We start from the raw sequence: 20,963 nt of genomic DNA on the forward strand, positions 1-20,963 counted from the left end.
CCGCTGTCTCGTCCCTGATCGCTCGTCACACGCCATCCCTGGCGTGTGACGCTTTACTCCACAGTGTTGCCTGCCGGCACCTCAGCTTGGGTGCGTTGGGGTGAGGCTGTTCCATGTAATTAGCGGATTGTCCCAATTTTCTCGACACTTTCTTCTTTGGCGGGGGCGCTTTACTCCAGGTTTTGCCTGCCCGTACCTACGCATGGGTGCGCTCAGTACTCCCAGCGATACTTCTCTAATTCAATCTCACCCGCGTCACTCACTTCAATGCCCTCAGCTTCGAGCGCATTGCGCTGGCGGAAGAGATCGTCGCCTTGCAGTGAAATGCGGCCATGGCGATTGATGACGCGGAACCACGGCAATTTGCTGCCCTCGGGTAAGCGACGTAATACGCCGCCGACTTGTCTTGCGGCACGCGGTGAACCGGCAAGCAGGGCGATATCACCGTAAGTGGTGACTTTGCCTTTGGGGATGGCGGCAATAATTTGCCAGACGCGCTCGGAGAAATTGCTTGTGTCGTTCATGCACGCACCTGATTCAGCGAGTAAACGCCGACTTTAGCATGCAGGGAGGGTGAGAATCAGGGTTTTACGGGATAGCTGTTCAAGAAAACAACGGTCACCCGGCCTACGCTTGCAATTGCCAGGGGCTTACTTGATAATGCCTGCGCTCTCGAAAGAGAGCTCGTCAATGGGGGCCCTGTTGGTTCTCCCGCAACGCTAACTTGTGAACTCGGTCAGGTCCGGAAGGAAGCAGCCGCAGCAGGCGACGCGTGTGCCGGGATGTAGCTGGCAGGGCCTCCACCATTTCTGCTCCCCGAAAAAATCCTCAAGAAATCAGTACACAGCGAAACGCTGGCACTCCTTTGCCTGTGAATCATTCCCTGAAGGGAAAAGATGACGTAACGAACAGCGGGTAAAAATAGTTAGCGAACGAACTTCCAGACAGAAACCGGTACTTTGTCGTAAAGCTTATTCATCGTCAGTTCAGCAAGGCGATGATCGGCAGCAGAATAGAATACCGCGAGTTCGTTGTCAGATAATTCGTACTTGTTCTTTTCAATCACCCGTTCAAGGGTGTCAATTGAGCGACAACGACGCAGTCGCATCAAATAGTCTGTTTTGGTTAAGGCTTGATTGCTCATAAATAAACCGGTCTCACTCTGATGCTAAAAGGAATGGCTGGGTTGTTGGAGAAAAGCGCACTCTTCGGCAAACAGATTAAATAAGCGTTTTGCTGAACGTTGCCACCGTTGAAGATCCTGAGTATTGATTCCATAACTGCTAAACAGCATAAAGGTATCGTCAAGATATTCATCGATTTGCGTAATCAGCGCTTCATCTTCAACGTGCTTAATTTTGTAATTCATCGTGAAAGAAGCGATATGCTCAATCAAATCGTTGAGCTGTAAATTGCTTTCCGCAGTAGGGTCATTAACCCAGCCGTGATGGCTGTCCGTTAGCGTCGCCATACTTTCGTCAAACAGGTTCTCACACAGGAATTTAAGCTGGGCAATATCATGCCGTTTTGGTGAGTATTCGTCCATCTTTTTCCCCTCCAGAGCTTGCACAGTGACCGCAGCGCGGCGAGATTTGGAAAAGCTATCAGGAAGCGATCATGAATATAAAGAATTCAGCGACTCCTTAAATATAATCCACATTCATTAGCTTTGCTCACCTCGATTACCAAATATTACAATTCGTCGGCGGGCGAGGGGCGGGTATTGTCTATCACGGTAAACACCAGTGCACCCGGTACTATCTGGAACAAAACTTCTTCACGTTGGGTTGATGTTTCATTTAAATCCAGGCAAGGATTAAATAAATCCCACTTAAAATCGTAAAGCATTTTAAATCGATTGTTGTCGTGCGGTTGAATGGAAATAATCTTAAAGCTGTCAGGAACTAATTGCGCGTTTTGAGAATACCACTGTAAATCACCTGCCAGGGCTTCGGCTATTTTGAGAATATTCCCCTGGATAATAGCCTGCAACTTCTCGCAATCGTCCTCATCCACAGCAATATCACAATGAATAATAGACTGCATTTCGCTTCCGGTAAAAAAGGAGGATGAATCTATCATTGGGGTTCTGGCCAAATATTGCAAGTTAACTCTGTGCAGAATACGTAATCGTTGCGATGGGATTTATCGCTCAATCGATTCAGATCCAGTGTGAGTCACAGAGGATGCCCAGGGTGGTTAACTTTTGAAACACTTTCTCACGGGCAACACCCGGGAAAAATCGGGTAATATAAATGTTATGTTATAACGTTTTGGTCTCCCTCCATGAATCACAGTGGTTTACTCCTCTCACTTAGCGGCCGCCTGATGGTCGCGCTGCTGCTTATCGCGTTCCTCGCGCTGGCTATCTATTGGGGGATGCAGAAATGATGCATTTCAATCGTTTGCAGGGCGGCTATCAGGGGCAAGTGGTGACACCGATAGTCACCGGAGAACTGGCAGCAGGCAGCATGACGGCGCTGATCGGCGCGAACGGCACCGGTAAATCCACACTGCTAAAAACCATCGCCGGCCTGTTGCCGCCGATTGCAGGGACTTGTGAATTAAAGATTTCACGCAAGGCGCTTGGCTGGTTACCGCAGCGTAGTGAGTTAGAGACACGCTTCCCACTCACCGTTTATGAGCTGGTTGCTATGGGATGCTGGCCTCGCTGCGGCTGGTTTGGTGGCATTAACCGAGCCATGCGACAGGAGATCGATGCTGCGCTGGATGCGGTGCAAATGCGTGATTTCGCCGATGCGCAGCCTTCTATGCTTTCCGGCGGCCAGTTACAGCGTGTGCTGTTTGCGCGTCTGATGCTGCAGCAAAGTAAAGTCTGGCTGCTGGATGAACCTTTTAATGGCATCGATACGCAAACCGTCACGCTGCTGATGTCAATCCTCGAACAGCAGCAGCAGGCGGGCACCACCTTATTAGTGGTGTTACACGATCGCCCGTTGGTCGCGCGTTACTTCAAAGATGTGTTGTCACTCGACGATGCTGACTCCGCTCAAACTCCACTGCTGCGCAGGGTGGCCTCGTGACATTGATTCAACCCTTTATCGAATTTGGTTTTATGCGCCGTGCGTTAGTGGCTTGTGTGGCGTTGGCCCTTAGCGCCACGCCGCTGGGCGTGTTCCTCTCACTGCGTCGCATGAGTCTGGTAGGCGATGCGCTTTCTCACGCGGTATTGCCGGGCGCGGCGATTGGCTATCTGGTGTCTGGTTTATCGCTGGTGGCGATGGGCATCGGCGGACTGATTGCGGGTTTAGCCGTTGCGCTGCTTTCCGGTGCGGTCAGTCGATATACCCCCTTAAAGGAAGACGCCAGTTTCTCTGGCTTTTATCTCGGCTCGCTGGCGCTGGGCGTCACGCTGGTGTCACTGCGTGGATCGAGTGTCGATCTGCTGCACGTGCTGTTCGGTTCACTGCTGGCGGTCGATAACGCGGCCCTCATGCTGGTGGGCGGCATCGCGGCGTTCACTTTACTGATGCTGGCAGTGATTTTTCGTCCGCTGGTGATCGATGCGTTTGATCCTGATTTCCTGCGTGCGCAAGGCAAATGGAGCGCGCCGATGGTGCACGGCATCTTCCTGATGCTGGTGGTGCTCAATCTGGTGGCCGGTTTTCAGGTGCTCGGCACGCTGATGTCAGTGGGATTGATGATGCTGCCCGCCACCAGCGCCCGTTTCTGGAGTCGTCATCTGGCCTGCATGCTCGGCATTGCGATGGTGCTGGCGATGATCGCCGCCCTGGTCGGTTTGATCCTTTCCTGGCACTTCTCACTGCCTGCCGGACCGGCGGTGGTGCTGAGTGCGGCCGTACTGTTTTTGCTTTCTGTTTTAACAGGACCATGTGGCGGTCTGTTGCGCCGTCGATAACTATACAATTAGGGGATACGAATGAAGAAGTTACCGCTGAGTCTGGCGATTGGCGCCATGTTGATTAGCCCGCTGACCCTGGCAAAAACCGTGGATGTGGTGGCGAGTTTTACCGTGCTGGCGGATATCGTTAAGCAGGTAGGCGGCGATCACGTCAACGTGAAATCGCTGGTTCAACCTAACGGTGATCCACACACCTTCGAGCCGACCCCACAAGACAGTGAATCTCTGGCTAAGGCTAACGTGGTGTTTGTCAGTGGTTTAGGTCTTGAAGGCTGGATGGATCGTTTAATCAGCGCCTCGGGCTACAAAGGGACGATCGTGGTGGCATCCAACGGCATTAACACCCGTAAAATGGTGGATGACGGGAAAACCATTACGGATCCGCATGCATGGAACAGCATGCAAAATGGGGTGATCTACGCGACCAACGTTATGAATGCGCTGATCAAAGCCGATCCTGAAGATGCGGCAGATATCCGTAAAAGCGGTGAAAGCTATATCCAGCAGCTGCAGAAACTGGATAGCTGGGCGAAAAGCGAATTTGCCTCAGTCGCGAAAAATAAACGTAAAGTGCTGACCAGCCATGATGCCTTTGGTTACTTTGGCCAACGCTATGGCGTGAGTTTCCTCGCACCGGTGGGTTTCTCTACTGAAGCAGAAGCCAGCGCCAGCGATGTGGCGTCGATTATTAAGCAGCTGAAAGCGGAGCACATTAACACTTACTTTATGGAGAATCAGACCGATCCGCGTCTGGTGAAGCAGATTGCCAGCGAAACCGGTGCTAAGCCGGGTGGTGAACTCTATCCTGAAGCGCTGTCCGAGGCTAATGGCCCTGCTGCAACCTATGTTGCTGCCTTCAGGCACAACGTAGAGATCATGCTGCAAAGCATGAAGTAAAAAAAAGGCCGGGGAGCATCCCGGCCAATCATCACGACACTTTCCTACCTTTTTTTCTTTCTTCCCTGAACCGCCTTAAAGCGCGGATTCGTTTTGCAGATCACGTAAATGCGACCTTTACGACGTACTACTTTGCAATCTTTGTGACGGGTCTTCGCTGACCGTAATGAACTCAAAACCTGCATGCGTTAACTCCTGATTAATTGCCGCGCGTCAGGAAGCTGCCGAAACGCTTGTTGAAGCGTGCGGCGCTGCCTTCTTTGGTGAGATCTTTCTGCTTGCCGGTGTAGTGGACGTGGGATTTAGAAGAGACATCCAGCGTCACGTACGGCAGCACTTCACCTTCGAACTCAATGGTGCGTTCGGTTTTAATGGTGGAACCGATTTTGAAGTACTCATCGACTGAGGTGTCATGGAACACCACGGGACGGTATTGCGGATGGATATTGGCTTTCATAGCTGCACTCTCATGTAATGTTATAATATAACAATAGTATGAACCTGCTGAGAATTGATTGCAACCGTGATTGAAGTAGGGGCATTTGCCTGGCGGGGGAAAAGTGGAATGACAGCCATAAAAAAGGCCGCTTGCGCGGCCTTTTCAACAGGTGACAACTTAGTGTTTGTGCTCGACCGGATGGCCTTGCTCAATCTCCGCTTTGTTCTTACCAAAGCGGCGACGGACCACCACAAAGAACACGGGCACGAAGAAGATGGCCAACGCAGTTGCGGTTACCATGCCGCCCATTACGCCAGTACCTACGGCGTTCTGTGCGCCGGAACCGGCACCGGTACTGATAGCCAGCGGCAGAACACCGAGGATAAAGGCCAGTGAGGTCATCAGAATTGGACGCAGACGCATACGTGCTGCTTCCAGGGTTGATTCCACTAAACCTTTCCCTTCCTTCTCCATCAAATCCTTGGCGAATTCAACGATCAGGATGGCGTTCTTCGCCGACAAGCCAATGGTTGTGAGCAGCCCCACCACGAAGTAGACGTCGTTACTGAGTCCGCGCAGGGTGGTGAAGATCAATGCACCGACCACACCCAGCGGCACCACTAGCATGACTGAGAACGGAATCGACCAGCTCTCATACAACGCGGCCAGACACAGGAACACCACAATCAGCGAGATGGCATACAGGGCAGGGGCCTGGTTACCGGACAGACGTTCCTGGTAGGACATGCCCGTCCAGTCGTAGCCGATACCCGACGGCAGTTTTCCCGCGAGCTCTTCCATCAGGTTCATGGCATCACCTGAGCTTTTACCCGGCGCAGCCTGTCCGAGGATTTCCATCGATGGTAAGCCGTTGTAACGTTCCAGACGCGGTGAACCGTACTGCCACTTCGCCGAAGAGAAGGCGGAGAACGGAACCATGGTGCCGGAGCTGTTACGCACGAACCATTTGCTGATGTCATCTGGCAACATACGCGAGTCTGCCTGGCCCATCACGTACACTTTCTTCACACGACCGCGGTCGATGAAGTCATTGACGTAAGAGCCACCCCAGCCAGCGCCCAGCGTGGTGTTGATGTCAGACAGCGACACCCCTAGTGCCTGCGCTTTTTCCTGATCGATGATCAGTTTGTACTGAGGCGTATCTTCCATACCGTTCGGACGCACACCCACTAAGGTATCGGGGTGTTGAGCAATCATGCCAAACAGCTGGTTACGCGCAGCGGTCAACTTCTCGTGCCCCAGGTTGCCCTGGTCAGTCAGCATAAAGTCGAAGCCGGTGGCGTTACCCAGTTCGATAATTGCTGGCAGGTTGAACGGGAAGACCATCGCATCTTTGATCTGACCCAACGCCTGCATGGCGCGTCCGGCAATCGCGGGCACTTTCAGGCTGGCATCGCCACGCTCATCCCACGGTTTCAGGCTCACGAAGGCAATACCGGTGTTCTGACCACGTCCTGCAAAGCCAAAGCCGTTAACGGTAAACACCGAGTTAACGCTGTCTTTCTCTTTGTTCAGGAAGTAATCCGTCACCTGATCCAGCACTTTCTGCGTACGTTCCTGCGTCGCACCGGCCGGCAGCTGCGCCTGCGCCAGTAACAGACCCTGATCTTCTTCCGGCAGGAAGGAGGTTGGGAGTTTCAGGAACAGATACGCCATGCCCACCACAATCACCAGATAGATCACCAGATAACGACCGGTGCTACGCACGATGTGGCCCACGCTATCCACATAGTGGTTGGTGCTCTTGTCGAACAGACGGTTAAACCAGCCAAAGAAGCCGGTGGTTTTGCCGTGGTCGCCTTTCTTGATCGGCTTCAGCATGGTGGCACAGAGGGCTGGCGTCAAAATCAACGCTACCAGCACCGACAGCGCCATCGCAGAAACAATGGTGATCGAGAACTGACGGTAGATAACACCGGTCGACCCGCCGAAGAAGGCCATCGGGATAAATACCGCTGACAACACCAGTGCGATACCCACCAGTGCGCCCTGTATCTGCTCCATCGAACGCTTGGTGGCCTCTTTGGGCGGTAAACCCTCTTCGGCCATCACACGCTCAACGTTCTCCACCACCACGATGGCATCATCCACCAGCAAGCCGATGGCGAGCACCATCCCGAACATGGTTAGCGTGTTTATCGAGTAACCAAACGCACTGATAATCGCAAAGGTACCCAGCAGGACGACCGGCACCGCGATGGTTGGAATCAGCGTAGCGCGGAAGTTCTGCAGGAACAGGTACATTACCAGGAACACCAGTACGATCGCTTCAAACAGCGTTTTCACCACTTCGAAGATTGAGATCTTCACGAACGGCGTGGTGTCGTACGGATAAACGGTTTTCATGCCTGACGGGAAGAACGGCTGCAGTTTTGCCAGCTCATCTTTCACCGCTTTGGCGGTATCCAGCGCATTCGCACCGGTTGCCAGTTTCACACCGATACCGGAGGCCGGTTTACCGTTGTAGCGGGCGATGATCTCGTAGTTTTCACCACCAAGTTCAATCTTCGCCACATCACGCAAGCGCACCTGTGAGCCATCCTGGTTCACCTTCAGCATGATATTGCCGAACTCTTCGGTATTGGTCAGACGGGTCTGCGCAATAATCGAGGCGTTCAACTGCTGGCCAGGCACTGGCGGTGTTCCGCCTAACTGACCGGCGGCGACCTGGGTGTTCTGGGTGCCCAACGCACTGATGACATCGACCGGCGTCAGCTGGTAGTTGTTCAGTTTGTGTGGGTCAAGCCAGATGCGCATCGCGTACTGCGCACCAAACACCTGGGTATCACCGACGCCAGGCGTACGGCTGATCGGGTCTTTGATGTTAGAAGCAACATAGTCAGAGATGTCATTCTGCGTCATGCTGCCGTCATCACTGACAAAACCCGCCACCATCAGGAAGCTGCTGGAGGATTTTTTAACCTGAATACCTTGTTGCTGTACTTCCTGCGGCAGCAGTGGCATGGCCAGCTGCAGCTTGTTCTGTACCTGTACCTGCGCAATATCTGCGTTAGTACCGGACTGGAAGGTCAGGGTCAGCGTCAATGTACCGGACGAGTCACTGCTCGAGGACATATACATCAGCCCATCGATACCGTTCATGTTTTGTTCGATAACCTGGGTTACCGAATCTTGCAGCGTTTTCGCATCAGCACCCGGGTAAGAAGCCTGAATTTCAACGGCCGGCGGAGCAACATTGGGATATTGCTCAATCGGCAAGCTGATAATCGCTAAAGTACCCGCCAGCATAATGATGATGGCAAGCACCCAGGCAAAAATGGGGCGATCGATAAAGAACTTAGCCATGTATCAGTGGCTCCTGTTTACGACGATGATTTAGCAGACTGAGTTTCTGGCGCTGCTTTGGCATCATCTTTGACTTCTTGTGGTGTCACCTGCGCACCTGGCTTGGCACGCTGAAGACCGACGGTGATCACGCGATCGCCCTCTTTCAGGCCGTCCGTTACCAGCCATTTGTCACCAAATGCCTGATTAGCGGTGATGTTACGAACTTCAACTTTGTTATCTGCGCCGACGACCATCGCGGTAGCCTGACCGGTTGGGGTGCGAGTGACACCCTGTTGCGGAACCAGCAATGCGGATGGGTTGGTGCCTTCATCCAGTCGTGCACGCACGAACATGCCTGGTAACAGACGATGCTCTGGATTTGGGAAGATGGCACGCAGGGTGATGGAGCCGGTGGTTTCATCCACGGTCACATCAGAGAATTCCAATGTGCCTGGCTGGCTGTATGCGTTACCGTTTTGCATCAAGAGCGTGACGTTGGCTTTACCGTCATTCTGTTTCAGCTGACCGGATTCCAGCTCTGCGCGCAAACGCAGGAAATCATCGCTGGATTGGGTCACATCAACGTACATAGGATCGAGCTGTTGCACGGTGGCCAAAGCGGTAGTCTGACCGCTGGAGACCAAAGCACCTTCAGTCACAGACGATTTACCAATGCGACCGCTGATCGGCGAGGTCACTTTGGTATACGCCAGATTGATGCGTGCGGTTTCCACGTTGGCTTGCGCTGCCTGAACTGCAGCAGCCGTCTGCGCAGCGGTAGCCGCAGCGGTGTCATAGTCCTGCTGACTGATGTACTTAGTACCCAGCAGTGGCTTATAACGTTTGATGGTTAACTGCGCGACGTGTGCATTGGCTTGCGCCTGTGCTAAATCGCCTTTGGCGCTGTCATAAGCCGCCTGGTAAGTTGCCGGATCGATCTGATACAGGGATACGCCTGCTTTGATATCCGTTCCTTCCTCAAAATTACGCTTCAGAATAATGCCTGACACCTGAGGGCGCACTTCTGCCACGCGGAATGCCGAAGTACGACCTGGCAATTCGGTGGTAATTTTCAAAGGCTCGTTTTTTAACGTCACAACACCCACTTCTGGGGGCTGCTGCTGGGCGGCTTGCTGGGATTTATTATCATCACATCCTGTTAACACAAAGCTGCCTGAAAGCATCAGGACGGCCGCCAGAGGCGCTAATCCTCTGTTTTTATTCATAAATAAACCTCTAGTGTCCGATATCAAATGATCAATGGATCACAAACCGATAAACCCATTGCTGCGTTAAAACACGGGTCGTGCTATGGTACATACATTCACAAATGTATGTAAACTTGCCAGTTTGTAAAAAAAGTCCTCTATGGCACGAAAAACCAAAGCGCAAGCACTTGAAACGCGGAACCAAATTCTGGATGCCGCTTTAGCACACTTCTCTGAACATGGTGTGGCTGCCACTTCCCTGGCAGATATCGCAACAGCGGCCGGCGTCACGCGCGGTGCTATCTACTGGCATTTCAAAAATAAAGCCGATGTTCTGCATGAAATCTGGCTTCGGTGTGACGCTGGGCTTGACGATGTGGAACTTGAGTATCAGACAAAATACCCGGGCGATCCACTTTCTGTTATTCGTTCGATGTTGATCTATATCCTTGACGCCACAGCAAAGGATCCACAAAGACGCGCATTAATGGAGATTATCTTCCATAAATGTGAATTCGTTGGCGAAATGTCGACATTACAGGATATGCGTCAAAGTTTACTGCTTGAGTGTTACGACCGAATTGAATTGGTGCTACGTGAATGTATCGAAGTAGGCCAGTTGCCAGCAGGGTTGAACACCTTGCAGTCGGCGCGTCTGATGTGCGGTTACATCAACGGCATGATGGAAAACTGGCTGTTTAACCCGCAGGCGTTTGATCTGGCAGCCGATGCGCCGCAGCTGGTGGATGCCTTTATAGATATGCTGCGGCTCAGTCCGACGATGTCTGGCGCGCGTTAATTCGCGCTTTCAGCCGCCTGTTTTTGCTGATAGTCATGTTGCACTATCGCCAGCGCGGCCAATACCGTCGCGGTCGGCACCTGGTTCTCTTCCAGCAGTTGAATCAAATCCACCGCCAGTTTGATCTCGTCAGATGCAGTTTCCAGTGACATAACTTCTCCTTTTAAATACGTAATTTTGCCGCCACCAGCAGCATCAATACCGATCCCAGCAGTGCCACACCAAAACCCGCCGGATGCAAGGTGGCTAAATCGCCGGTGGTAAAATAGGTGGCGATGTAACCCCCAATTAGGGCACCAATCACCGCCAGCACCAGCGTGGGAACAAACCCGCCCGGTCGACCGGGAAAAATCATGCGTTTGATGCAGCCAGCCACCACGCCGATCGCTATCCAAAAGATAAGAGTCATGATTTTCCTCCTTAATTCGTAGGGGGAAGTATATACCCTAAATAATTCAAGGCGCAGCCAACGCACCTGCAATTTGAAGTATGACGGGTAGAGGAGAGTGGGCGGTGATTAGCGAGCCGGGGCTGACAATTCCAGTTTCTGCATTGCGGCGCGGCAACGTGCCAGGCGCTCCTGCAGGATTTCCACTTCACGGATCAATTGCTGCTGCACGCTGAGCGTTTCGGCGCGAGCCAGATGCTCCTGACGCTGTTCAAGCATCGCCATCAGGCGGGTTTCATAGCCTTGATACTCTTCGCGCTTCGACTGGCGCGGATCAATGCGCGGCCGTTCACGTAGAGTGCGCAGTTGCTGACTCTGGCACTCGCGTTGCAGCGCAGCAATCTGATCCAGTACTTTTTCTGCCAGCCATTGTCTCCGCATCACATCGGTTTCAGCGGCGCTTAGTTGCGCCATATTTTGCTCCAGCTCGTGCAGATAATCGGCCAGCCGCGTGCCTTTACAGCGAAAAAGTTGCGAATCGAAGCGCGGCTGACGGCAGGCGCCGTCTTTTTGCTGCGCAATCTGCTGGCGCAATTGATCGATAATTAGCTGCAGACGTTGTTGTGCGGGCGGTTGGGGCATCACTCTGATTCCGACTGTGTTAACGTAGCGCAGTTCCGATTTTATCAGGCATCAGGCATGCAACGAATTTTTCTTCTGTGCCTTGGCTGGCTGGCGATAGTGCTGGGTACGCTGGGCATTGTATTACCTTTATTACCTACCACGCCATTCGTGTTGCTGGCCGCCTGGTGTTTTGCCCGCTCGTCACCGCGTTTTCACCACTGGCTGCTGTGGCGCTCGCCGTTTGGCCGCTATATTCGCCACTGGCAACAGCATCGTGCCATGCCGCCCGGTGCCAAAGGGCGCGCCATGTTGCTGATTGTCATCACCTTTGCCGTTTCTATTTATATAGTTAACATGCTGTGGGTGCGCATTATGCTGGGCGTGATGTTGTGCGTGCTGCTGCTGTTTATGTGGCGTATTCCGGTGGTGGCAGAAAATGCTGACAGTGGCGATTAAGCGCGGCAGGGTTGCATTTAGCCGGGTATTTGCATAGATTTGGGCATCTTCGTGCGTGGCTTCCCCATTTAACTGTCTTCGTTAACCCGGTTTCCGGGTATTGGCGCTGTCAGAAGCTGCGCGTATTAGATATTTTTCCAGGCGTAACACTTATGACCGCAACTGCTCAGCAGCTTGAACTCATCAAAAACAGCATCAAAAGCATCCCTGACTACCCTAAGCCGGGCATCCTGTTCCGTGACGTCACCAGTTTAATGGAAGATCCGCAGGCCTATGCCGCGTCGATTGCCATTCTGGTTGAACGCTATCGTGACAAAGGCATCACCAAAGTGGTGGGCACCGAAGCGCGTGGCTTCCTGTTTGGTGCGCCGGTAGCACTGGGTCTGGGCGTGGGTTTTGTGCCAGTGCGTAAGCCAGGCAAGCTGCCGCGTGAAACTTACAGCGAGAGCTATGAGCTGGAGTACGGTTCTGATGCGCTGGAGCTGCACAAAGATGCCATCAAGCCCGGTGATGTGGTGCTGGTAGTGGACGATCTGCTGGCCACCGGCGGTACGCTGGAAGCCACAGTGAAACTGATCCGCCGTGCCGGTGGAGCAGTCAAAGATGCTGCGTTCGTGATCAACCTGTTTGATCTGAGCGGTGAAGCGCGCCTCAACGCGATGGGCATCGACTGCTACAGCCTCGTGAATTTCCCCGGCCATTAAGGCCTGTGCGCCGCTGGCATTAGCCATCGCGGCGCATTTCATTGCCCATCCCTGCAGCCGTACCTTTATATCAATGCCGAATAAATCGTACCGCTCCAGCAGGTGCGCGATGAAATTCAGCGCCTGCAGCGCGGGTATAGGCATATCCTGTTGTGGCTGTTAGACTACTGCCCATATAAACAGGGGTTGCGAAGCTGCATTTTTCCTCTTTGTCTTGTGGCGGAACCCGGTTCACATAGCCGCACCGCTGTGCCAACTCAATAAATTCCAGTGATTGAATCCACATGAGCTATCAGGTACTTGCGCGAAAATGGCGTCCCCAGGCTTTCGCTGACGTAGTCGGTCAGGAACATGTGCTGACTGCGCTGGCCAACGGGTTGTCACTGGGACGAATCCATCATGCTTATCTCTTTTCCGGTACTCGCGGCGTAGGGAAAACCTCTATCGCCCGTTTGCTGGCGAAAGGTCTTAACTGCGAAACCGGCATCACCTCCACGCCATGTGGTCAGTGTGATAATTGCCGCGAAATCGAGCAGGGGCGCTTTGTCGATCTGATCGAGATCGATGCCGCGTCACGAACCAAAGTCGAAGACACGCGCGATCTGCTGGATAACGTGCAGTACGCCCCAGCACGCGGTCGCTTCAAGGTTTACCTGATCGATGAAGTGCACATGCTCTCGCGTCACAGCTTTAATGCGCTGTTGAAAACGCTGGAAGAGCCGCCGTCGCACGTCAAATTCCTGCTGGCGACCACCGATCCGCAAAAACTGCCGGTCACCATTCTGTCGCGTTGCCTGCAGTTCCATCTTAAAGCGCTCGACGTCGAACAAATTCAGCAGCAGTTGGACCATATACTGCAGCAGGAGCAAATTGCTGCCGAGCCGCGCGCGCTGCATCTTCTGGCGCGCGCCGCTGACGGCAGTATGCGTGATGCACTGAGCCTGACCGATCAGGCGATTGCCATGGGGCAGGGCAGCGTCACGCGTGAAACCGTGGCGCAGATGCTGGGTACGCTGGATGACGAGCAGCCGCTGGCGCTGATTGAAGCGCTGGTGGATGGCCAGGGCGAACAGGTGATGGCGCTGCTCAATCAGGCGGCATCGCGCGGTGTTGAGTGGGAAGCCCTGCTGGTGGAGATGCTGCGTTTGCTGCATCGCGTGGCGATGGTGCAACTGCTGCCGGCTTCGCTGGGCGAAGACGATGTGAATCAGGCACAGCGCCTGCGCGATTTAGCGCGCGTATTGCCGCCCGCCGACGTGCAACTCTATTACCAGACCTTGCTGATGGGACGTAAAGACCTGTCGCTGGCACCGGATCGTCGCCTGGGCGTCGAGATGACGCTGCTGCGCGCGCTGGCGTTTCATCCGCAGGCGAGCATTGCCGAACCGGTTGCGCGACCCAGCCTGATTCCGCAGACGGCACCGCAAGCACCTGCCGCGGCAACGTCTTCCGCTCAGTCTGCTAAGCCGGCAACGCCAGCGGCTTCAGCCAACACCGCCGCGTCAACAGCGCCTGCGGCTTCAGCTCACGCCGCTCCGTCTGCAGCAACCTCTCCGGCACCTCGCCCTGCCGCTGCCGCGCAGCCACAGATGGCGCCGCCGATGCAGGAAGCACCGCCGATGGCCGATGATTACGCCGATATGCAACCGGCGCCAGATCATATGTCCGACTCCACCAGCCAGCTGTTACAGGCGCGAACGCAGTTGCTGCGTCAGGGAGCCGGCAAAGCAAAAAAGAGTGAGCCGGCAGCGCGTCCCGCGCGGCCGGCGAATCCGGCGCTGGAACGGCTTGCCAGTGTCACTGAACGCGTGCAGCAGCGTGCGTCTGAACCGGCGGTAAAAACGCCCGCCAAGCCAGAAGCCTATCGCTGGAAAGCACAGCAAACGGTGGAAGTGAAAGCGGAGCCGGTGGCAACGCCAAAAGCCTTGCGTTCCGCTCTGGAGCATGAGAAAACGCCTGAGCTGGCGCTACGTCTGGCGGAAGAGGCACAGCAACGCGATGCGTGGGCCGCCGAAATTGCCGCGCTGACGTTGCCAAAATTGGTGCAGCAGGTCGCGCTGAATGCGTGGAAAGAAGTGGGCGAGAACACCGTCACGCTGCATTTGCGCAGCAGTCAGCGTCACCTGAATTCAGCGTCGGCAAAACAGGCGCTGACCGAAGCACTCAGTCAGGCAGCCGGACAAACGGTTGAACTGACCATCGTTGAAGACGATAATCCTGCGGTATTGACGCCACTGGAATGGCGTCAGGCCATTTATGAAGAGAAGCTGGTGCAGGCGCGCCAGTCGATCACAAGCGATACTCACATTCAGACGCTGCAACGATTCTTCGATGCCGATCTGGATGAAGAGAGTATTCGACCCGTTTGAACACCCGCTGTCGCAACGTGGTTGCGCGCAGCCCCAGCAGAGAGAGAAGACTATGTTTGGTAAAGGCGGATTGGGTAACCTGATGAAACAGGCCCAGCAGATGCAAGACAAAATGGCCAAAGTTCAGGAAGAGATCGCCGCGCTGGAAGTGACCGGTGAATCAGGCGCTGGCCTGGTCAAAGTGACCATCAATGGCGCACACAACTGCCGCCGTGTTGAAGTCGATCCAAGCTTGCTGGAAGACGACAAAGACATGCTGGAAGATCTGATTGCTGCGGCCTTCAACGATGCGGCACGTCGTATTGATGAAACGCAGAAAGAGAAAATGGCCTCTGTGTCTTCTGGTATGCAGCTGCCACCTGGCTTCAAGATGCCGTTCTGATGCAAACCAGTCCACTGCTTGAATCTTTGATGGAGTCATTGCGCTGCCTGCCGGGTGTAGGCCCGAAATCGGCGCAGCGCATGGCTTTTCAGCTGTTACAGCGCGATCGTAGCGGTGGCATGCGTCTGGCGCAGGCATTGACCCGCGCGATGTCGGAAATCGGCCACTGTGCCGATTGCCGTACTTTCACCGAGCAGGAAATTTGCACCATCTGCGCCAATCCGCGCCGTCAACAAAACGGCCAGATTTGCGTGGTGGAAAGTCCTGCCGATATCCACGCTATTGAGCAAACCGGCCAGTTTGGCGGTCGCTACTTTGTGCTGATGGGCCATTTGTCACCGCTGGATGGCATTGGCCCGCAGGATATTGGTCTGGATCGGTTAGAGCAGCGCCTCGAGCGCGAAACCCTGACCGAAGTGATCCTCGCCACCAATCCCACGGTGGAAGGTGAAGCCACCGCCAACTATATCGCCGATTTGTGCGGGCAATATGGCGTGGATGCCAGCCGCATTGCGCACGGTGTGCCAGTCGGTGGTGAGCTGGAAATGGTCGATGGCACCACGCTGTCGCACTCGCTCGCCGGACGCCATAAGATTAAATTCTAATCACTTGCCGATGTCTTCACTGACATCGGCTTGAAATTCCCATCATCATCCCCATTTCTCTCTCAACTTTTACCCAAAATAATTCAAGTTGCAGGAAGGCGGCAAACGAGAGAATCCCGATGAGCTGACTTAAGTCAGAGATTCGGGTGAACGAGAGCAGCCAACGCATCTGCGGCTTGAAGTATGAAGGGGATATGATCAACCCTGATTTAGTTGAGGTAGCAATGACCATGAAAGGACAAGAGACGCGTGGCTTCCAGTCAGAGGTAAAACAACTTCTGCACCTGATGATTCACTCCCTCTATTCAAACAAAGAGATTTTCCTGCGTGAGCTGATCTCCAACGCCTCCGATGCCGCCGACAAACTGCGCTTCCGCGCACTGTCCACGCCGGATCTATATGAAGGCGACGGCGACCTGCGCGTGCGTATCTCGGTCGATAAGGAAAATCGTACGCTGACCTTGAGCGACAACGGTATCGGTATGCGTCGTGATGAGGTGATTGAGAACCTCGGCACCATTGCGAAATCTGGCACCAAATCCTTCCTTGAATCCATGGGCTCTGATCAGGCCAAAGACAGCCAGCTGATCGGTCAGTTCGGCGTGGGCTTCTACTCTGCGTTTATCGTCGCCGATAAAGTCACCGTGCGTACCCGTGCTGCGGGTGCGAAAGCCGATGAAGCTGTGTTCTGGGAATCCGCAGGCGAGGGTGAATACACTCTTGCTGAAATCGAGAAAGCCGATCGCGGTACCGAAATCACGCTGCACTTCCGCGCAGGCGAAGATGATTTCCTCGACGACTGGCGCGTGCGTAATGTGATCAGCAAATACTCCGATCACATCGCGCTGCCGGTTGAGATTGAAACCAAAGACGAAGAGAACGACACCACGACCTGGGAAAAGATCAACAAAGCCCAGGCGCTGTGGACGCGCAACAAGTCTGAGATCAGCGACGAAGAGTACAACGAGTTTTACAAACATATCGCCCACGATTACAGCGATCCGGCGATCTGGAGTCACAACCGTGTGGAAGGCAAGCAGGAGTACACCAGCCTGCTGTATATCCCGCAGCGTGCACCGTTCGACATGTTCAACCGCGACAGCAAACACGGCCTGAAGCTGTATGTGCAGCGCGTGTTCATCATGGACGATGCCGAGCAGTTCATGCCGAACTACCTGCGCTTTGTACGTGGCCTGATAGATTCCAACGATCTGCCACTGAACGTGTCCCGTGAAATCCTGCAGGACAGCCGTGTTACCCAGAGCCTGCGCGCCGCGCTGACTAAGCGTAGCCTGCAGATGCTGGAAAAACTGGCCAAAGACGACGCTGAGAAATATCAGCAGTTCTGGAAAGAGTTTGGTCTGGTGCTGAAAGAAGGCCCGGCGGAAGACAACACCAACCAGCAGGCGATTGCCAAACTGCTGCGCTTTGCCACCACGCAGAGTGAAGGCGCTGAGCAGACCATTTCGCTGGATGATTACCTGAGCCGCATGGTGGAAGGGCAGGATAAGATTTATTACATCACTGCCGACAGCTATGCCGCCGCAAAGAGCAGTCCGCATCTGGAACTGTTCCGCAAAAAAGGCATTGAGGTGCTGCTGCTGTCCGATCGTATCGACGAGTGGATGATGAGCTACCTGACCGAGTTCGACGGCAAGACCTTCCAGTCAGTGAGCAAAGCGGACGATTCGCTGAGCAAACTGGCCGATGAAGAGACCGAAGAGCAGAAGGAAGCGGAAAAAGCGCTGGAGCCGTTTGTTGAGCGCGTGAAAACGCTGCTGGGCGAGCGTGTGAAAGAGGTGCGTCTGACGCATCGTCTGACCGACACCCCGGCGATTGTCACCACCGACGCTAACGAAATGACCACACAGATGGCGAAGCTGTTTGCTGCGGCCGGTCAGGAAGTTCCGGATGTGAAGTACATCTTCGAAATCAACCCGGAGCATACGCTGGTGAAACGCGTGGCGGATACTCACGATGAAGCGCATTTTGCTGAATGGGTTGAGCTGTTGCTGGATCAGGCGCTGCTGGCTGAGCGCGGTACGCTGGACGATCCGAACCAGTTTATCCGTCGTATGAACCAGCTGCTGACGGCGTAAGCCTGAGCGGTAATAGACAAGGTCGGCAGGAATGCCGACCTTTCTTTTTAGTGTGGCGCCTGATCGCGCAGCCAGTCGCGAAACAGGGTGACTTCGGCATCATGCTGCCGGGAAAGTTTGGTCATCATCCACGTGGCGCGATCCACACGTACAAATCCTAACGGCGCAATCAGCGTCCCGTCATTCAACTCCTGACGCACCAGCAATCGCGGTGCCATAATCACGCCCAGCCCGTTTCTCGCTGCCTGAATGCCCAGCGTAAGATTGTCGAAATGTTTGCCAACCCAGAAATTGCCGCGCACGCCGCTGGTTTTCCCCCATTCCGCCCAGGCGTGCAGCCGCGTATCCGCATGTAACAGCGGCAGAGAAGCTAAATCCTGCTCGTTTTGAAAACGTGCGGCGTACTGCGGAGCGCACAGCGGACCAATATAGTCATCGCTGATCAGCGTGGCATCGATATCCTCATCCGGTGACTGCTCATAGCTGAGAATTAATACGTCGGTGTGCTCACTGCGCAGCTGGTCGATCTCCACCAGCGGTTGAAACTGCACTTCAATATCGGGATAGCGTTGATAAAAGCTGCTAATACGTGGAATCAGCCATTGTGAGAGAAAACTCGGCGCACAGGAGACGCTGAGGTGATGACGCATGCCGGTGCGGATGCTTTCGCAGGTGGTGGAGAGTTCGCTAAACGCCTTCTGACAGCTCACCAGCAAACGCTCGCCGTGTGAGGTTAATTTGACGCGTCCATTGGTGCGAACGAATAATGGCTTTCCCATCCAGCTTTCGAGCTGTCGAATCTGATGGCTAATGGCGCTGTGAGTGACATGAAGACGCTCGGCCGCCACGCTAAAACTGCTGTGCAGTGCTGCCTGATGAAAATAGTGCAGTGCACGTAACGACGGAAGCGCGGTCATACTCATCCCCTGTGTAAAAACCTAACAGGGATTGTCAGTTTATATCATTTTAATGTCCAGCCGCATTGCCCTAACCTTTCCCCCAGATTATGGCGGGTTGACGGATGGCGTTGTCTGTGTTTAACGCGGCTAATGTTCCCCCTTCAATCTGCGACACACACAGCATTCCTATAATTAGAGAAATCTCACGCGATGGATCACCAACATGCTACTGCCAGGGCGGCGGCGGCGCGCGATCAACTTCGCGGCTTGCTATCCCGTCACTATCGGCTGGAAAACTACGACCTATTCTTTGCACCCTCTTTGCATATTGCGCGGGTGCTGCTCTCACAACTGTTTTTACGTCAGGAGCAGGCGCGCAACCAAACGCGTTACGCTTCGCAATATCCGGTCAGTGAACTGAGTGTCTTACCGGCGGTGCCCATGATGGCCGGCAACATTGCGCTGGTTGAGCACGTCGACATGCAGCAGGGCCGGGTACGATCGCTGGCAGAGTGTCAAAGCCAGGGCGTGACCGATGCCTCGGAATCCTTTGCCACCTTGCTGCATAAACGATTAATCAGCGATGCGCGATTGTTTGTGGCACGGCTCGATCGTCATGCTGCGTTGAGCGGTGACCTGGTGTTGATAGCTTTGAGAACCTGCGATTTCAGTACGCTGGTGCGCAGCGAATTGCGGTTATTTGAGCAGGGGCTGGCTTTTGGCACGTCGCTGGACCAGACGCTGGAAATGATGGAAAACAGCGGCTGGCGGCCGTTTAATATCGCTAGCGTGGATAATATTACGCTTGATGTCCCGGTTCAGCTGCAATCGATTCAGCAGCACGGCTTACCGTTTGCCCTGTTCCCGCTGCCAGTCAGCTTTGCCTTGCACGACGTGCCGCAGGATATGCACCTGCTTCCCGCTCACCACCGCTTACGCCTGCATGCCAACGTGCGCGGCGGTGTGAACAAAAATCAAAACGTCACGCCGATACTGAAAAGACGTCTGAAAGAGGTGTTAAGCGTTAGCCGTGATTCTTAAAAACGGGCACTCTGCTGGTGTTTTGCTCTAGAGCAAGTCAAAGTAAAGCTTTCACCGGAAGCGCGCCCGTTTCCTTGTGGTGCGCGGGTCATAATGGTATGTTCTTGGCCTTCTCAGATAGATCAATGCGATTCGCAAGGGGAATTACGCAATGCGTATTATTCTGCTCGGGGCACCGGGCGCAGGTAAAGGCACTCAGGCTCAATTCATCATGGAGAAATACGGTATTCCGCAAATCTCCACCGGTGACATGTTGCGTGCGGCAGTTAAAGCAGGCACCGAACTGGGCCAACAGGCGAAAGCCATCATGGATGCCGGTAAACTGGTCACAGACGAACTGGTGATTGCGCTGGTTAAAGAGCGTATCACGCAGGAAGACTGCAAAAACGGTTTCCTGCTCGATGGCTTCCCACGCACCATCCCACAAGCTGACGCCATGAAAGACGCGGGCATCAATGTGGACTTCGTGCTGGAGTTTGCCGTGCCGGACGAACTGATTGTGGATCGTATTGTTGGCCGTCGCGTGCATGCACCGTCTGGCCGCGTGTATCACGTCAGCTACAATCCACCAAAAGTGGAAGGTAAAGATGACGTGACCGGCGAAGAGCTGACCACGCGTAAAGATGATCAGGAAGAAACCGTGCGGAAGCGTCTGGTGGAATACCATCAGCTGACTGCACCGCTGATTGCTTACTACAGCAAAGAAGCGGAAGCCGGTAACACCCAGTATCACAAGATCGACGGCACCCGTAAGGTGGCCGAAGTGAGCACGCAGCTGGCCGAAATCCTCGGCTAACCCGTCATACTTCAATTTGCAGGTGCGTTGGCTGCTCTCATTCACCCGAATCACTTACTTGAGTA

Annotated in this window: 24 protein-coding genes, 1 other RNA gene and 1 other annotated feature; of the genes, 13 read left to right on the plus strand and 12 right to left on the minus strand. The window is 54.1% G+C overall.

The window, feature by feature from the left end; all coding sequences use genetic code 11:
* Positions 1–212: 212 nt before the first annotated feature.
* On the minus strand, positions 213–524 hold the full coding sequence (locus tag ACXI0A_RS06300; protein ID WP_476149836.1) for an MGMT family protein: 312 nt from the start codon (positions 522–524) through the stop codon (positions 213–215).
* 176 nt (positions 525–700) lie between these two features.
* Between ACXI0A_RS06300 and ffs the strand changes: the two genes are divergently transcribed.
* Positions 701–797, plus strand: an RNA gene (ffs, locus tag ACXI0A_RS06305) — signal recognition particle sRNA small type.
* Positions 798–925: 128 nt separating this feature from the next.
* Here ffs and ACXI0A_RS06310 read toward each other — a convergent pair.
* From ACXI0A_RS06310 to ACXI0A_RS06320, 3 genes are all read right to left on the minus strand, one after another.
* Positions 926–1,144, minus strand: coding sequence for an HHA domain-containing protein (locus tag ACXI0A_RS06310; RefSeq protein ID WP_034828137.1), 219 nt, complete (start codon positions 1,142–1,144; stop codon positions 926–928).
* A gap of 24 nt (positions 1,145–1,168) precedes the next feature.
* Positions 1,169–1,546: an Hha toxicity modulator TomB gene (tomB, locus tag ACXI0A_RS06315; RefSeq protein WP_476151140.1), complete on the minus strand. Its 378-nt coding sequence runs from the start codon at positions 1,544–1,546 to the stop codon at positions 1,169–1,171.
* Between the two features lie 146 nt (positions 1,547–1,692).
* A complete protein-coding gene (locus ACXI0A_RS06320) occupies positions 1,693–2,046 on the minus strand; it encodes a hypothetical protein (RefSeq protein ID WP_224934124.1) in 354 nt (117 codons plus the stop codon).
* Positions 2,047–2,387: 341 nt separating this feature from the next.
* Here ACXI0A_RS06320 and ACXI0A_RS06325 point away from each other — a divergent pair, with 341 nt between their 5' ends.
* The 3 genes from ACXI0A_RS06325 to ACXI0A_RS06335 are packed head-to-tail and all read left to right on the plus strand — an operon-like array spanning position 2,388 to position 4,780.
* Positions 2,388–3,044 carry a metal ABC transporter ATP-binding protein gene (locus ACXI0A_RS06325; RefSeq protein ID WP_224934123.1) on the plus strand — a complete coding sequence of 219 codons (657 nt, stop codon included), beginning with the start codon at positions 2,388–2,390 and terminating at the stop codon, positions 3,042–3,044.
* Positions 3,041–3,880, plus strand: coding sequence for a metal ABC transporter permease (locus ACXI0A_RS06330; RefSeq protein ID WP_224934122.1), 840 nt, complete (start codon positions 3,041–3,043; stop codon positions 3,878–3,880). The genes ACXI0A_RS06325 and ACXI0A_RS06330 overlap by 4 nt, the downstream gene beginning before the upstream one ends.
* 21 nt (positions 3,881–3,901) lie before the next feature.
* Positions 3,902–4,780 (plus strand): metal ABC transporter substrate-binding protein, encoded by an 879-nt coding sequence (locus tag ACXI0A_RS06335; protein WP_224934121.1) that lies wholly within the window; start codon positions 3,902–3,904, stop codon positions 4,778–4,780.
* Between the two features lie 44 nt (positions 4,781–4,824).
* Here the strand turns inward: ACXI0A_RS06335 and ykgO are convergent, their stop codons facing one another.
* The 4 genes from ykgO to ACXI0A_RS06355 form a co-directional block, all read right to left on the minus strand.
* Positions 4,825–4,965 carry a type B 50S ribosomal protein L36 gene (gene ykgO, locus ACXI0A_RS06340; RefSeq protein WP_008103894.1) on the minus strand — a complete coding sequence of 47 codons (141 nt, stop codon included), beginning with the start codon at positions 4,963–4,965 and terminating at the stop codon, positions 4,825–4,827.
* Between the two features lie 14 nt (positions 4,966–4,979).
* Positions 4,980–5,237, minus strand: coding sequence for a type B 50S ribosomal protein L31 (locus ACXI0A_RS06345; protein WP_038648520.1), 258 nt, complete (start codon positions 5,235–5,237; stop codon positions 4,980–4,982).
* Between the two features lie 159 nt (positions 5,238–5,396).
* Positions 5,397–8,546, minus strand: a complete 3,150-nt coding sequence (locus ACXI0A_RS06350) for an efflux RND transporter permease subunit (protein WP_224934120.1) — start codon at positions 8,544–8,546, stop codon at positions 5,397–5,399.
* 17 nt (positions 8,547–8,563) lie between these two features.
* A complete protein-coding gene (locus tag ACXI0A_RS06355) occupies positions 8,564–9,754 on the minus strand; it encodes an efflux RND transporter periplasmic adaptor subunit (RefSeq protein WP_224934119.1) in 1,191 nt (396 codons plus the stop codon).
* A gap of 142 nt (positions 9,755–9,896) precedes the next feature.
* Between ACXI0A_RS06355 and acrR the strand changes: the two genes are divergently transcribed.
* Positions 9,897–10,535, plus strand: a complete 639-nt coding sequence (gene acrR, locus ACXI0A_RS06360) for a multidrug efflux transporter transcriptional repressor AcrR (protein WP_476149831.1) — start codon at positions 9,897–9,899, stop codon at positions 10,533–10,535.
* Here acrR and rsmS read toward each other — a convergent pair.
* The 3 genes from rsmS to priC all read right to left on the minus strand — a co-directional run bounded on the left by rsmS (position 10,532) and on the right by priC (position 11,565).
* Positions 10,532–10,687, minus strand: a complete 156-nt coding sequence (gene rsmS, locus ACXI0A_RS06365) for a pleiotropic regulatory protein RsmS (protein WP_224934117.1) — start codon at positions 10,685–10,687, stop codon at positions 10,532–10,534. The two genes, acrR and rsmS, sit on opposite strands and share 4 nt — an antisense overlap.
* 11 nt (positions 10,688–10,698) lie before the next feature.
* Positions 10,699–10,944, minus strand: coding sequence for a GlsB/YeaQ/YmgE family stress response membrane protein (locus ACXI0A_RS06370; RefSeq protein WP_224934116.1), 246 nt, complete (start codon positions 10,942–10,944; stop codon positions 10,699–10,701).
* Positions 10,945–11,052: 108 nt separating this feature from the next.
* Positions 11,053–11,565 carry a primosomal replication protein PriC gene (gene priC, locus ACXI0A_RS06375; RefSeq protein ID WP_476149829.1) on the minus strand — a complete coding sequence of 171 codons (513 nt, stop codon included), beginning with the start codon at positions 11,563–11,565 and terminating at the stop codon, positions 11,053–11,055.
* A gap of 57 nt (positions 11,566–11,622) precedes the next feature.
* Between priC and ACXI0A_RS06380 the strand changes: the two genes are divergently transcribed.
* The 6 genes from ACXI0A_RS06380 (at position 11,623) to htpG (ending at position 18,162) form a co-directional block, all read left to right on the plus strand.
* On the plus strand, positions 11,623–12,003 hold the full coding sequence (locus ACXI0A_RS06380) for a DUF454 family protein (RefSeq protein ID WP_476149827.1): 381 nt from the start codon (positions 11,623–11,625) through the stop codon (positions 12,001–12,003).
* A 152-nt stretch (positions 12,004–12,155) separates the two neighbouring features.
* Positions 12,156–12,707 (plus strand): adenine phosphoribosyltransferase, encoded by a 552-nt coding sequence (gene apt, locus ACXI0A_RS06385; RefSeq protein ID WP_476149825.1) that lies wholly within the window; start codon positions 12,156–12,158, stop codon positions 12,705–12,707.
* Between the two features lie 284 nt (positions 12,708–12,991).
* Positions 12,992–15,076, plus strand: a complete 2,085-nt coding sequence (dnaX, locus tag ACXI0A_RS06390; protein ID WP_476149823.1) for a DNA polymerase III subunit gamma/tau — start codon at positions 12,992–12,994, stop codon at positions 15,074–15,076.
* Positions 14,418–14,479: a sequence feature (DnaX frameshifting element), on the plus strand. Its footprint overlaps the gene before it by 62 nt.
* Before the next feature lie 52 nt (positions 15,077–15,128).
* Positions 15,129–15,458 carry a YbaB/EbfC family nucleoid-associated protein gene (locus ACXI0A_RS06395; RefSeq protein WP_031377860.1) on the plus strand — a complete coding sequence of 110 codons (330 nt, stop codon included), beginning with the start codon at positions 15,129–15,131 and terminating at the stop codon, positions 15,456–15,458.
* A complete protein-coding gene (gene recR / locus ACXI0A_RS06400; protein ID WP_084935478.1) occupies positions 15,458–16,063 on the plus strand; it encodes a recombination mediator RecR in 606 nt (201 codons plus the stop codon). Before ACXI0A_RS06395 ends, recR begins: the two co-directional genes overlap by 1 nt.
* 224 nt (positions 16,064–16,287) lie before the next feature.
* The gene (htpG, locus tag ACXI0A_RS06405) at positions 16,288–18,162 is read left to right on the plus strand and encodes a molecular chaperone HtpG (protein WP_476151138.1); all 1,875 of its coding nucleotides are present in this window, start codon (positions 16,288–16,290) and stop codon (positions 18,160–18,162) included.
* A 47-nt stretch (positions 18,163–18,209) separates the two neighbouring features.
* Here the strand turns inward: htpG and ACXI0A_RS06410 are convergent, their stop codons facing one another.
* Positions 18,210–19,079 (minus strand): LysR substrate-binding domain-containing protein, encoded by an 870-nt coding sequence (locus tag ACXI0A_RS06410; protein ID WP_224934111.1) that lies wholly within the window; start codon positions 19,077–19,079, stop codon positions 18,210–18,212.
* A 192-nt stretch (positions 19,080–19,271) separates the two neighbouring features.
* Between ACXI0A_RS06410 and ACXI0A_RS06415 the strand changes: the two genes are divergently transcribed.
* Both ACXI0A_RS06415 and adk read left to right on the plus strand, forming a co-directional pair.
* Positions 19,272–20,102 carry a DUF6024 family protein gene (locus ACXI0A_RS06415; RefSeq protein ID WP_476149820.1) on the plus strand — a complete coding sequence of 277 codons (831 nt, stop codon included), beginning with the start codon at positions 19,272–19,274 and terminating at the stop codon, positions 20,100–20,102.
* A gap of 151 nt (positions 20,103–20,253) precedes the next feature.
* Positions 20,254–20,898, plus strand: coding sequence for an adenylate kinase (gene adk, locus ACXI0A_RS06420; RefSeq protein WP_224934109.1), 645 nt, complete (start codon positions 20,254–20,256; stop codon positions 20,896–20,898).
* Positions 20,899–20,963: the final 65 nt, after the last annotated feature.

This window comes from Pantoea sp. C1E2, assembly GCF_056491465.1.